Raw genomic sequence first — 12,425 nt, 5'->3', positions numbered from 1 at the left:
GCAAGACCGCAATGGCCGTGCTGGCGCACGCGGAGGCGGGCGAGATCGCCGCTCGCCTCCGCACTCTCGCCCTGCCGGCGCATCAGGATCTGCGCGCGCCGGAAAACGGCCTCGTCATGCTGCGCGGCCGGGTCGGCGGCGACGGTGCGCCGTTCAATATCGGCGAAGCGACCGTGTCGCGCGCCGCGGTGCGGCTTGCCAGCGGCGAGGTCGGCTTCGGTTACACGCTCGGTCGCGACGGCGAGAAGGCGCGGCTGATCGCGCTGTGCGATGCGCTGGTGCAGTCCAGCGATTTCGGCGGCGCGGTGGAGCGGGACGTTATCGCGCCGTTGCGGGAGCAGCTTACGGTCAGGCGCGAAAAGGTGGCGGCCGAGACCGCCGCGACGAAGGTTGATTTCTACACCATGGTGCGCGGTGAGGGGTGAGGTCATGACCACGATTGCGGAACTGCCGCCGGGGTTCGCCGACAAGGTGCTGTCGGCGCAATCCACCTTTCGTTCGGTCATGGACGCGATGGCGCGGCCGGGGTCGGTCCGGCGCATCGTGCCGACATCGGGAGCGCCTCATACGATGAGGCGCGGCACGGCCGCGATCGCGCTGACGCTGTTCGATCACGACACGCCGCTCTGGCTCGATGCGCGCATGTCGGAAAGCACCGACGTGACAAAATGGCTGAAATTTCACACCGGCGCGCCAGTGGTGCAGGATTCTTCGATCGCAAGCTTCGCGTTGATCAGCGACGGCGCGGCGCTGCCTTCGCTCGAGCGTTTCGCGCTGGGCACCAGCGAATATCCGGATCGCTCGACCACGTTGATCCTTCAGGTCGATAGCCTGGATTCGGGACGCAGCTTCGACCTGAGCGGACCCGGCATCGACGGTGTCGCGACGCTCCAGGCGTCGATCAAGCCGTTCGATCTGTTCGAGCGCCTGCGCGTCAACGAAACGCTGTTTCCGCGCGGCATCGATGTGGTGCTGGTCGCCGACGATGCCGTGGTCGCGATCCCGCGCACCACGCGCGTCGTGAACAAGGGAAGCTAAGCATGTATGTCGCAGTCAAGGGCGGCGAACGCGCCATCGAGAACGCCCATCGCCTGCTTGCAAGTGCCCGGCGTGGCGACCAGAGCGTTCCGGAAATTTCCCTCGACCAGATCTCGGAGCAGCTCGGCCTCGCCGTGGACCGCGTCATGAGCGAAGGCTCGCTCTATGACCGCGAGCTCGCGGCGCTGGCCATCAAGCAGGCGCGCGGCGACCTGATCGAGGCGATCTTCCTGGTCCGCGCCTTCCGCGCCACGCTGCCGCGCTTCGGCGCCAGCGAGCCGGTCGAGACCGGCGCGATGCGGGTGCAGCGGCGGGTGTCCTCGACCTTCAAGGACATTCCCGGCGGCCAGATCCTCGGCCCGACCTTCGACTACACCCATCGCCTGCTCGATCCCTCGCTCGCCGAAGGCTTTGTGCCGGAGCAGCCTGCGACGGCCGAAGCATCCACGGTGCCAACGCCGCGGGTGACGGATATTCTCGGCCGCGACGGATTGATCGAATCCTCGCCGCGGGCCGAGGAAGGTGCCAGCGTCGGCGACCTCACGCGCGAGCCGCTGAATTTCCCCGCGGACCGCGATCTGCGCCTGCAGAACCTCGCGCGCGGCGACGAAGGGTTTTTGCTGGCGATGGGCTACTCCACCCAGCGCGGCTACGGCCGCAATCATCCCTTTGCCGGCGAGATTCGCTTCGGCGAGGTCGAGGTCGAGTTTTCGGCGGAAGACGTCGGCTTCGCCGTGCCGCTCGGCTCGATCGAGCTTACCGAGTGCCAGATGGTCAACCAGTTCAAGGGCTCCGCGACCGAAGCGCCGTGCTTCACCCGCGGCTATGGCCTCGCCTTCGGCCAGAGCGAACGCAAGACCATGTCGATGGCGCTGGTCGACCGCGCGTTGCGCGCGCGCGAACTCGGCGAGGAGGCACTCGCCCCCGCGCAAGATGAGGAATTCGTGATGTCGCATTCGGACAACGTCCAGGCGACCGGCTTCGTCGAGCATCTGAAGCTGCCGCATTATGTCGACTTTCAGTCCGAGCTCGGCCTGTTGCGCAAGCTGCGCCGGGAGTTTTCTGAAGCGTTCACAGATGCCAATGCGCCCGACGCCATGAAGGAGGCCGCGGAATGAACGCGCCCGCCTACAATTTCGCCTATCTCGACGAACAGACCAAACGGATGATCCGCCGGGCGATCCTCAAGGCGATCGCGATCCCCGGCTATCAGGTACCGTTCGCCAGCCGTGAAATGCCAATGCCCTATGGCTGGGGCACCGGCGGCGTCCAGGTCACCGCCGCGATTCTGGGGCCGCAGGACGTGCTGAAGGTGATCGACCAGGGCTCCGACGACACCACCAATGCGATCTCGATCCGGAAGTTCTTTGCCAAGACCGCCGGCGTCGCCACGACGACCGCGACGATCGACGCGACCGTGATCCAGACCCGCCACCGCATTCCGGAGACGGCGCTGCACGCAAATCAGGTGCTGGTCTATCAGGTGCCGATCCCGGAGCCGCTGCGTTTCCTCGAGCCGCGCGAGACCGAGACTCGGCGCATGCACGCGCTCGCCGAATACGGCCTGATGCACGTGAAGCTCTACGAGGACATCGCCCGCTTCGGCCACATCGCGACGGCTTACGCCTATCCGGTGAAGGTCAATGCGCGCTATGTGATGGATCCGTCGCCGACGCCGAAATTCGACAATCCCAAGATGGACAATTGCCCGGCGCTGCAATTGTTCGGCGCCGGCCGCGAGAAGCGGATCTATGCGATCCCGCCCTATACGCAAGTCGTGTCGCTCGACTTCGAGGATCACCCGTTCGAGCCGTATCGCTTCAACGCGCCGTGCGCGCTGTGCGCCGCGGAAAATTCCTATCTCGACGAGATCGTCACCGACGACAAGGGCGGGCGCATGTTCGTCTGCTCCGACACCGATTATTGCGAGGGACGCCAGGCCGCCGGCCATCACGGCAGCCTCAGCGCTGCGCCGTACAAGGACAAGGCGGGCTCACATGGTTGATCAAGACATGCTAGAAAACGACCAGCCATTGCTCATTGCCGAGTCTCTCAGCAAGTCCTATGGCCGCATCACCGCCTGCCGCGACGTGTCCTTTGCGCTCTATCCCGGCGAGGTGCTGGCGATCGTCGGTGAATCCGGCTCGGGCAAGTCGACGCTGCTCCAGCTCCTGTCGGGTCAGCTCGCGGCCAGCGGCGGCCAGGTGTCCTATCGGATGCGCGACAGCGTCACCCGCGATCTTGCTACGCTGGGCGAGGCCGAGCGGCGCTTCCTGTTCCGCACCGATTGGGGTTTCGTGCACCAGGATCCCGCGCAGGGGCTGCGCATGGCGGTCTCGGCCGGCGCCAATGTCGGCGAGCGGCTGATGGCAGTGGGGTGGAATCACTACGGCCGCATCCGCGATACCGCGTCGGACTGGCTGACCCGCGTCGAGATCGACATCGCACGCATCGACGATGCGCCGCGCACCTATTCCGGCGGCATGCGCCAGCGTCTCCAGATCGCCCGCAACCTCGTCACCGAGCCGCGGCTGGTGTTCATGGACGAGCCGACCGGCGGCCTCGACGTTTCCGTGCAGGCCCGTCTGCTCGACCTCGTGCGCAACCTCGTCGCCGAACTGCACCTCGCTGTCATCATCGTCACCCATGATCTCGCGGTCGCGCGCCTGCTGTCGCACCGCGTGATGGTGATGAAGGGTGGCCGCGTCATCGAGACCGGCCTCACCGACCAGGTGCTCGACGATCCCCGCGAGCCCTACACCCAGCTCCTCGTCTCCTCGATTCTGCCGGCATGAGTTTTCCCAGAAGAGTTTCCCAATGACCGCCATGATCGACGTCACCGACGCCAACAAGACCTTTACGATGCACCTGCAAGGCGGCATCGAATTGCCTGTCGTCAGCGGCGTGACCTTCCACGTCAACCCGGGCGAATGCGTCGTGCTAGCTGGGCCATCAGGCGCCGGAAAATCGTCGATTCTGAAGATGATCTTCGGCAACTATCGCTGCGACTCCGGTCGCATCGGCATTCGCCATCGCGGCGCGCTGGTCGATCTCGCCACCGCCGAGCCGCGACAGGTCCTCAACATCCGCCGCGCGACCATCGGCTATGTCAGCCAGTTCCTGCGCGCGGTGCCGCGCGTCGCGACCGTCGACGTGGTCGCCGAGCCGCTGATCGTCAACGGCCTGGCGCGCGCGGAGGCGCAGGCCCGTGCCGGCGAATTGCTGCATCGGCTGAATATCCCCGAGCGGCTCTGGCAGCTTCCGCCCGCGACCTTCTCCGGCGGCGAGCAGCAGCGCGTCAACATCGCGCGCGGCTTCATCTCGGACTTGCCGATTCTGCTGCTCGACGAGCCCACCGCCTCGCTCGATGCCGCCAACCGCGCCGTCGTGGTCGAGCTGGTCGCTGAAAAGAAGCGCCAGGGCGTCGCCATGGTCGCCATTGTCCATGACGACGAAATCCGTCATCTGATTGCCGACCGCATCGTCGATGTCACCAGCTTCGCCGCCGCGGCCTGAAGGAAATGGACATGAACGCCAAGTCGAAGGTAACCGTGATCGCCAACGCCAGGATCGTGCTGGCGGACCGGGTGATCGAGCAGGGCTGGCTCGCTCTCGCCGATGGACGCATTGCCGAGATCGGTGAGGGCAGGGCGCCTGCGGGGGCAGAGGATACCGGTGGCGATTTGATCATGCCGGGACTGATCGAGCTCCACACCGACCACCTCGAGGCGCATTACGTGCCGCGCCCGAAAGTGTTCTGGAATCCGGTCGCCGCCGTCGTCTCCTATGACGGCCAGCTCGCGACATCGGGCATCACCACGGTGTTCGACTCGCTCCGGGTCTGGCGTGAGGACGGCGCCGAGGAAGTCGACGGCCGCGCCGGCACGCTCGCCGCCGCGATCACGACCGCGCGCGATGCCGATCTGCTGCGCGCCGATCACTTCCTGCATCTGCGCTGCGAAATCCCGATGCCGAGCGTGGTCGAGGAGGCCAGGGAGCTGATCGATCGTCCCGACGTGCGGCTGATGTCGCTGATGGATCACACACCCGGCCAGCGCCAGTTCCGCGACGAAGGCAAGCTGCGCGACTATTATCGCGGCAAGGGCGGCGGCAAGACCGATGCCCAGCTCGACGAACTGTTCGCGAAGCGTTTCGAGTATCAGAAGGCCTATGCCGCGACCAATATGCGCGAGATCGTGGCGCTGGCGCATAAGTACAAGATCCCGCTGGCGAGCCATGACGATACCACCGAGGAGAACGTCGTGGACGCCGTGCGCGACGGCGTGTCGGTCGCGGAATTTCCGACCACGCTGGAGGCCGCGCGCGGCCTGCACGAGGCCGGCATCGACATCCTGATGGGCGCGCCGAACGTCGTGCGCGGCGGTTCGCACTCCGGCAACATCGCCGCGGTCGATCTCGCCCGCGAGGGCCTGCTCGACATCCTCTCGTCGGACTACATTCCCTCGAGCCTTCTGATGGCTGCGCTGCATTTGCCCGAGCAGGTGCCCGCCATCAGTCTTGCGGCGGCGATCCGCACCGTGACGAAGGCGCCCGCGGAGGCGGTCGGTCTCTCCGACCGCGGTGAGATCGCGATCGGCAAGCGCGCCGATCTGATCCGCGTGCATGTCGCGGGCAGCGTCCCCGCGGTCCGCAGCGTCTGGCGCGAAGGGAGCCGTGTCGCATGAGCGAGACCGTCACCACGGCGGAAGAGACGACGGGAGCGATCGGGCCCGGACGGCTCGTGCTCGTGGTCGGTCCCAGCGGTGCCGGCAAGGACACGCTGCTGCGGCTGGCGCGGGCAGCGTGCATCGAGAATCACGACATCGTCTTCCCGCGCCGTGTCGTGACGCGGGAATCCTCTGCCGACGAGGACAATATCGCGGTGAGCTCCGACGAATTCCGGCGCGCACTCGATCACGGGGATTTCGCCGTGCATTGGGAGGCGCATGGGCATTGCTACGCGCTGCCACTCGACATCGACGCTGATATCCGCGCCGGCCGCGCCGTCGTCGCCAATGTCTCGCGCACGGTGATCGGCGCGCTGCGCCAAAAATATGCAAACGTCGTGGTGGTCGCGATCACGGCGCCGCCGGAGGTGCTGGCGCAGCGGCTTGCCGCGCGCGCCCGGCACAGTGACGGCAATATCGCGGAACGGCTGACGCGCAACGTCGACGACGCATCGGCGCAGGCCGATGTCACCATCCTCAACGCGGGCAGCGCGGAGTATCACGGCCGCCAGCTTCTGCGTGTGATCAGGAATCAAGGCTGGCACGAATAGCCCGCACAACAAGGAGACTGGAATGTCGGTGATCGAAACGGTCGAGCAGCTGGAGGCCATCTACGGCGTCACCAATGACGCCTCGACCGTGAAAGTCGCCGACCACGTCACCCCGCTCTATCGCGTCTTCATCGAAAAGGCGCCGTTCGCCGCGCTCGCCACCATCGGACCTGAGGGGATCGACTGCTCGCCGCGCGGCGATCTCTCCGGCTTCGTCCGCATTCATGACCCGAAGACGCTGATGCTGCCGGATCGCCGCGGCAATAACCGGGTCGATTCCCTGCGCAACATCGTGCGCGATCCCAGGGTGTCGCTGATGTTCCTGATCCCCGGCTCCGGCAATGCGGTCCGCGCCAATGGCCGGGCCCATCTCGCCATCGATCCCGAACTGCTCGCCTCGTTCAAGGTCGAAGGCAAGGCGCCCCGCAGCGTCATGGTGATGACGGTCGATGAAATCTACTTCCAGTGCGCCCGCGCCATCGTCCGCTCCGACCTCTGGAATCCCGACAAGCGCATCGATCCGAACACGCTGCCGACACCGGGCCAAATCCTCGCCGAGATGAGCGAGAACAAAGTCGGCGGCGCGGAGTACGACCGCATCTGGCCGGAGCGGGCGGCAGCGACGATGTGGTAGTGTTGTTTCCCTTTCCCCCTGCGGGAGAGGGTGGCTCGCCGCGACAGCGGCGAGACGGGTGAGGGGTCTCTATCCGAGCACTCATCTCGCAGTTGGTATGCGCGGATAGAGACCCTCATCCGGCGCTTCGCGCCACCTTCTCCCACAAGGGGAGAAGGGAAGAGGAAGCTCGCCGCGCCCCTAATTAAACGCCATCCCGCCGCTCAGCGCGATCGTCTGGCCGGTCATGTAGGCGTTGTCGACCAGCAGCATCACGGCTTTCGCGACTTCGTCCGCGGTGCCGAAGCGGCCGAGCGGAATGCGGCTGACGAGTTGCTGCTGGCCGCTCATCATGTCGGTCTCGATCAGCGACGGCGCCACCGCGTTGACGGTGATGCCTTCCTTCACCAGACGCGCCGCATAGCCGCGCGTCAGGCCCTCCATGCCGGCCTTGGATGCATTGTAGTGCGGTCCGATCGAGCCGGCGCCGCGCGCCGCTCCCGAGGAGATGTTGACGATGCGCCCCCATTTCCGCGCGCGCATCGACGGCAGCACGGCCTGGGTGCACAGGAAGACGGATTTCAGATTGACCAGGATGGTGCGGTCGAAATCGTCTTCGCTTAAGTCATCGACGCCGCGCGTGATGGCGATGCCGGCATTGTTGACGAGGATGTCGATCGGCCCGAGTTCGTTCGTGACTCGTTTGATCATGCCGGCCACGGCCTCGCGCTGCGATACGTCCGCAGCAACGGCAATGGCGCGGCCGCCGCGCTTGCCGATCTCATCCGCGAGTTGCTCGGCCTGTCCGATCCGCTCGCGGCAGTTGATCGCCACGGCCGCGCCGGCCTCGGCCAGCGCGCGGCAGACCGCAGCGCCGATCCCGCGCGATCCGCCGGTGACGAGCGCCGTGCGTCCTTCAGGTCATCCGCCATGACTGGGCCTCCCTCTCATTTGTCGCTTATCGAGCGGACCATACCACGGCCGGCTGCGCACTGGCGTTGAACTCATCGCGAGATGAATTCGTCTGCCGGCGCTCGCGCCCGGAGAAGTGCCGATGCGCGCCAGTGGCAATTATGGATAGCCATTTCATTGACCGATCGGGCTAAACGCTCGATATTTGGAGCATCGACACTGCTCCTCGAGCCGAAGCCGCGACATGAGAACCGATCACCAGCGCAATCAGAACGACATGCAAGCGGGCATGGCGCGGCGCTGTTTCTCGGCGGCGACCGGCGCCTGTTGTTGTTGCTGACCGCCGCCTCCTAGCAGCACGCCACCCAGCAAATCCAGAGACAGGAGCGCCGAGATCCCGGCGAACGAGCAGTCATGTCCCGAATTCAATCGAACGCTTACATCATCGAAATCCACGACCGCGCCGCCGGCATCGTCACGAGGGATACGCGCGGCTTCCGCTTCTTCTCCTCCGAGCGTCTGTTCGACAGCCTCGAGGGTCGCCAGTTCCGCTCGGCGCGCGAGGCGGAGCGCGCCGCACGCGCGGTGTTCTTCGAGCAGAGCCGGCGCGCGAACTCCCAACTCTTTGCCAGCTGACTCCACCGAAAGGACCAGATTATGATGACCCGACGACACATTCTAGCAACGACCCTGCTGCTCGCGACAGCTTTGGCCGGCCCTGCGCGCGCGGAGGACAAGCCGGCGGAAATCCGCATCGGTACGCAGAAAGGCGGCTTCTTCCCGGCGGTGCGCCAGCGCCAGACGCTCGAAATCGCCTTCAAGCCGCTCGGCATCGAGATCAAATGGATCGACTTCCAGTTCGGCCCGCCGCTGCTGGAGGCCGTCAATGTCGGCAGCGTCGATTTCGGCTTCGTCGGCGACACCCCACCGATCTTCGCGCAAGCCGGCGGCGCCAGAATCCGCTATGTCGCGGCCGTGAAGTCCGACGGCAACACCCAGGCGATCGTCGTACCGAAGGATTCGCCGATCAAGACGCTCGCCGATCTCAAGGGCAAGCGCGTCGCCTTTGGCAAGGGCTCGAGCGCACATAATCTCTTGGTTGCGGCGCTCGAAAAGGCCGGTCTGTCCTGGTCCGACATCACGCCTGCACCGCTCGCGCCGGCGGACGCGACGGCAGCCTTCGTCAAGGGCTCGGTCGATGCATGGTCGATCTGGGACCCCTATCTCGCGCTTGCCGAACTGAAAGAGAATGCGCGCGTCATTGCCTTCGACAAAGACGTGCACAAGCCGAACGCCTACTACATCGCCAACACCGATTTCGTTGAGAAGTATCCCTCGCTGGTCGCAAAGCTCAACACGGCCTTTGCGTCTGAAGGCGTGTGGGCGGAGTCGCATCACGAGGAGGTCGCAAAGGCACAGGCCGAGGCGACCGGCGTCGACATCGAAGCGGTCCGCCGCTTCGTCAACCGATCCAGCTATCGCGTGGTGCCGCTCGACGCCGAAGTGGTCAAGACCCAGCAGGCGGTCGCCGATCGCTTTGCCAAGCTCGGCCTGATCCCGAAACCGGTCAACGTCTCCGACATCGTCTGGAAGTGGACGCCGGGGTCGTGAGGGGCCTCAGCCCCTCAGCGCCACCAGCAGTTCATCCGGGCGTTCGGCCATGATCATGTGGCCCGCGCCCGGCACCACGACGGTCTTCGCATGCGGGATCGCCGCCGCGAGTGCCTTGCCGGCCTTCACCGGCGTCATCATGTCCCGCTCGCCGAGGATGAGCGTCGTAGGCACCGTCACGCTCGCGGCTGCTTGAAGCGCATTCGCGTAAGCATTGCAGGCCGACAAATCCCGGAACAGCACGCCCGGCTCGCAGTGTTTCAACACGGCCTGCGCGCCGCCATGCATCCACAGGCCCGGCGCGAGGCTGCCGCCGAGCTCGGCGTTGAAGCCGAGGCCCCAGATCGAGACCATGTCGTTAGCATCCTGCGAATTGGCTTCGGCCGCCTTGAGCAGATCCGGGCCGACCGTCATGGTCGCGGCCGTGCCGATCAGGCTGAGCGCGGACACCTTGTCGGGATGCCGTGCCGCCGTCTCCAGCGAGATCAGCGATCCCATGGAATGGCCGATCAGATGCGCTTTCGTAATTCCGGCCGCATCGAGCAGACCCGCCGTCCAGTCTGCCATTTCGGCGATACTTGCGAGCGACGGTCCGGGCGAGCGGCCGTGGCCGGGCAGATCAGGCGCCAGCACGCCAAAGCCGTGATGGGCGAACCAGCGCGTGTGCAGCGCCCAGGTCGAATGGTCGAATCCGGCGCCATGGAGGAAGACGACCGCGGGCAGGGATCTGTCGAAGTCGCGGCCGCCGGTTGCGACCAGCACCTCGGCGCCGTTGACGGGGAGCTTCATGGTGTCAGACCTTTTGCGAGATGCGTAGCGCTTGGGTGAGATCGTCGATGATGTCGCTTGCGGTCTCGATGCCGACCGAGAGCCGCACCAGCTCCTCGCCGATGCCGGAGGCCTTGAGCTGCTCGGCGTCCATCTGCTGGTGCGTGGTCGACGCCGGGTGGATCACCAGCGTCTTGGCGTCGCCGACATTGGCGAGATGGCTGATCATGCGCAGCGATTCGATGAACTTGCGGCCCGCGGGCCGACCGCCCTTGATGCCGAAGGAGACTATCGAGCCGGCGCCGCGCGGCAGCAGCGTCTTTGCAAGCTGGTAGTCCGTGTGGTCTTCCAGCGATGGGTGCAGCACCCAATCGACGGCCTTGTTGGCTTTCAGTGCTTCCAGCACGAGGTGCGTGTTCTGGATGTGGCGGTCCATGCGCACGCCAAGCGTCTCCACGCCCTGCAACAGCTGGAACGCGTTGGTCGGCGACAGGCAGGCGCCGAAATCGCGCAGACCTTCGGTGCGCGCGCGCATGATGAAGGCGGCGGTGCCGAACTGCTCGTCGAAGACGATGCCGTGATAGCCGCCATAGGGCTCGGTCAGCACGCCGAATTTGCCGGATGAGCGCCAATCGAAACGGCCGCCGTCGACGATGGCGCCGCCGATCGCGATGCCGTGGCCGCCGATCCATTTGGTTGCCGAATGCATGACGATGTCGGCGCCGAGCTCGATCGGACGGCTGAGATAGGGCGTGGCAAAGGTGTTGTCGATCAGCAGTGGGATTTTTGCGTCATGCGCGATCTGCGCGACCTTCGGAATGTCCAGCACCTCGAGCCCGGGATTGCCGATGGTCTCGCCGATCACCAGCTTCGTGTTCGGCTTGATCGCCGCGCGGAACGCGTCGAGATCGCGCGGTTTCACGAAGGTGGTGGTGATGCCGAAGCGCGGCAGCGTGTGCGCCAGCAGGTTGATGGTGCCGCCATAGAGCGAGCTCGACGCCACGATATGGTCGCCGGCGTTCAGAAGCGTCGCGATGGCCAGATGCAGCGCGGCCATGCCGCTCGCGGTGCAGATCGCGCCGACGCCGCCCTCCAGCGCGGCGAGCCGCTCTTCGAGCACGCCGGTGGTCGGATTGGAGATGCGCGTATAGATGTGGCCGGCGCGCTCGAGATTGAACAGAGCGGCGGCGTGATCGGAATCCTGGAACACGTAGGACGTGGTCTGGTAGATCGGAACGGCGCGGGCGCCGGTCGCGGGATCCGGATGCTGGCCCGCATGCAGGCTCAGGGTCTCGAAGGCGGGCGGTTTTGGCGCGGGCATGCGGGGCCTCGTTGCTCGGTCGGCGGAGGCGGCCCTTGTGCCACAAAAATGCGCGGCACGTCAGCCCATTGACAGCGTGGCCTAACCCCGGATCGCCTGCTCGATGATCCGCGCCTCCCGCAGCAAAATCTCCGCGACCTCCTGTTCGCGGCGCGGGCCGAGCCTCGTCCGAACGGCGGAGACAGTCATGGCAGCAGCGGGGCGGCCGTCCGGGGTCTTGATCCAGGTCGAGATCGACTTCGTGCCCTGCACGAGACCAATTTCCCTCATGCCATACCCCAGCCGTCTTGCGGCGGTGACCTGGCCCAGCACCGTTGCGGCATCGGTCCGATAGGCCTCCAGTCGCTTCTCGTTGGCCGCGACGATTTTTCGCGCGTCCTGCGCCGGCATCGCGGCGAGGATGGCAACGCCTGCGCTGGAGACGCCGAGCGGTCGGCGCGCGCCGACCTCGATCGACAGCACCTGGATCGGATAGACACCGATCCTGCGATCGACGCACAGCGTGTCGTTGCCGGTCCGGACCGTCAGGAACAGCGTGTCGCCGATCTCGGTCGACGCACGTTGCAGCGACGGATTGGCGGCGATCAGCAGCCGCGACGGCCGGGCCCGTGCGAGCGCGAGCTCCGGCACCTGATTGCCGATCGCGTAGCGGCCGGTCCTGTCATGCCGTTCGACGATGCCTTCCTCGATCAGGACGTGGACGATGCGATGCACGGTCGGGCGGGTGAGGCCGGTCGCCCGCACCACCTCGGCCAGCGGCACGCCGTCTTCGCGGCCTGCGGCGAGAATGCGCAGCACGGCGAGCGCGCGGCGGATCGCCTGCGCGCCCTGTCGCGGTTCGGTCACGCGGCGGGCGGATTTCGCGGAAGTCGTCTTGTCCATAA

At 66.0% G+C, this 12,425-nt stretch carries 15 protein-coding genes; 11 read left to right on the top strand and 4 right to left on the bottom strand.

From position 1 onward, the window contains the following. Positions 1-11 precede the first annotated feature (11 nt). From phnG to C7G41_RS02950, 9 genes are read left to right on the top strand one after another with little or no spacing between them, the layout of a single operon-like run. Positions 12-425, top strand: coding sequence for a phosphonate C-P lyase system protein PhnG (gene phnG / locus C7G41_RS02990; RefSeq protein WP_199198156.1), 414 nt, complete (start codon positions 12-14; stop codon positions 423-425). 4 nt (positions 426-429) lie between these two features. Further along, positions 430-1,038 (top strand): phosphonate C-P lyase system protein PhnH, encoded by a 609-nt coding sequence (gene phnH / locus C7G41_RS02985; RefSeq protein ID WP_199198095.1) that lies wholly within the window; start codon positions 430-432, stop codon positions 1,036-1,038. Between the two features lie 2 nt (positions 1,039-1,040). Beyond that, positions 1,041-2,156, top strand: a complete 1,116-nt coding sequence (locus tag C7G41_RS02980; RefSeq protein ID WP_106941151.1) for a carbon-phosphorus lyase complex subunit PhnI — start codon at positions 1,041-1,043, stop codon at positions 2,154-2,156. Continuing rightward, the gene (locus C7G41_RS02975; protein WP_106941150.1) at positions 2,153-3,043 is read left to right on the top strand and encodes an alpha-D-ribose 1-methylphosphonate 5-phosphate C-P-lyase PhnJ; all 891 of its coding nucleotides are present in this window, start codon (positions 2,153-2,155) and stop codon (positions 3,041-3,043) included. Before C7G41_RS02980 ends, C7G41_RS02975 begins: the two co-directional genes overlap by 4 nt. Further along, positions 3,036-3,833, top strand: a complete 798-nt coding sequence (gene phnK, locus C7G41_RS02970; protein WP_106941149.1) for a phosphonate C-P lyase system protein PhnK — start codon at positions 3,036-3,038, stop codon at positions 3,831-3,833. The genes C7G41_RS02975 and phnK overlap by 8 nt, the downstream gene beginning before the upstream one ends. 22 nt (positions 3,834-3,855) lie before the next feature. Then, on the top strand, positions 3,856-4,554 hold the full coding sequence (gene phnL, locus C7G41_RS02965; RefSeq protein ID WP_106941148.1) for a phosphonate C-P lyase system protein PhnL: 699 nt from the start codon (positions 3,856-3,858) through the stop codon (positions 4,552-4,554). A gap of 11 nt (positions 4,555-4,565) precedes the next feature. Then, complete coding sequence (locus C7G41_RS02960; RefSeq protein WP_106941147.1) at positions 4,566-5,723, top strand: alpha-D-ribose 1-methylphosphonate 5-triphosphate diphosphatase; 1,158 nt, start codon at positions 4,566-4,568, stop codon at positions 5,721-5,723. Further along, entirely contained in the window at positions 5,720-6,316 is a 597-nt protein-coding gene (phnN, locus tag C7G41_RS02955) for a phosphonate metabolism protein/1,5-bisphosphokinase (PRPP-forming) PhnN (protein ID WP_106941146.1), read from the top strand. Before C7G41_RS02960 ends, phnN begins: the two co-directional genes overlap by 4 nt. 22 nt (positions 6,317-6,338) lie before the next feature. After that, positions 6,339-6,950 (top strand): pyridoxamine 5'-phosphate oxidase family protein, encoded by a 612-nt coding sequence (locus C7G41_RS02950; protein WP_106941145.1) that lies wholly within the window; start codon positions 6,339-6,341, stop codon positions 6,948-6,950. A 180-nt stretch (positions 6,951-7,130) separates the two neighbouring features. Here C7G41_RS02950 and C7G41_RS02945 read toward each other — a convergent pair whose 3' ends face one another. Next, the gene (locus tag C7G41_RS02945; protein WP_106941144.1) at positions 7,131-7,808 is read right to left on the bottom strand and encodes an SDR family NAD(P)-dependent oxidoreductase; all 678 of its coding nucleotides are present in this window, start codon (positions 7,806-7,808) and stop codon (positions 7,131-7,133) included. Positions 7,809-8,255: 447 nt separating this feature from the next. On the opposite strand from C7G41_RS02945, the gene C7G41_RS02935 reads away from it, so the two are divergent. Continuing rightward, positions 8,256-8,477: a hypothetical protein gene (locus tag C7G41_RS02935; protein WP_106941143.1), complete on the top strand. Its 222-nt coding sequence runs from the start codon at positions 8,256-8,258 to the stop codon at positions 8,475-8,477. A gap of 21 nt (positions 8,478-8,498) precedes the next feature. Next, positions 8,499-9,452: an aliphatic sulfonate ABC transporter substrate-binding protein gene (locus tag C7G41_RS02930; RefSeq protein WP_106941142.1), complete on the top strand. Its 954-nt coding sequence runs from the start codon at positions 8,499-8,501 to the stop codon at positions 9,450-9,452. Positions 9,453-9,458: 6 nt separating this feature from the next. On the opposite strand, the gene C7G41_RS02925 is transcribed toward C7G41_RS02930, so the two are convergent. From C7G41_RS02925 to C7G41_RS02915, 3 genes are all read right to left on the bottom strand, one after another. After that, positions 9,459-10,241, bottom strand: coding sequence for an alpha/beta fold hydrolase (locus tag C7G41_RS02925; RefSeq protein WP_106941141.1), 783 nt, complete (start codon positions 10,239-10,241; stop codon positions 9,459-9,461). A 4-nt stretch (positions 10,242-10,245) separates the two neighbouring features. Further along, positions 10,246-11,541 carry an O-acetylhomoserine aminocarboxypropyltransferase gene (locus C7G41_RS02920; RefSeq protein ID WP_106941140.1) on the bottom strand — a complete coding sequence of 432 codons (1,296 nt, stop codon included), beginning with the start codon at positions 11,539-11,541 and terminating at the stop codon, positions 10,246-10,248. Between the two features lie 81 nt (positions 11,542-11,622). Continuing rightward, positions 11,623-12,423 (bottom strand): IclR family transcriptional regulator, encoded by an 801-nt coding sequence (locus tag C7G41_RS02915; protein ID WP_199198094.1) that lies wholly within the window; start codon positions 12,421-12,423, stop codon positions 11,623-11,625. Positions 12,424-12,425 lie beyond the last annotated feature (2 nt).

The sequence above is a fragment of the Bradyrhizobium sp. MOS002 genome (genome assembly GCF_003020115.1).
Classification (GTDB): domain Bacteria; phylum Pseudomonadota; class Alphaproteobacteria; order Rhizobiales; family Xanthobacteraceae; genus Bradyrhizobium.
Note: the sequence above shows the minus strand (reverse complement) of the source record. Positions and strands in the feature narration are given on the sequence as shown.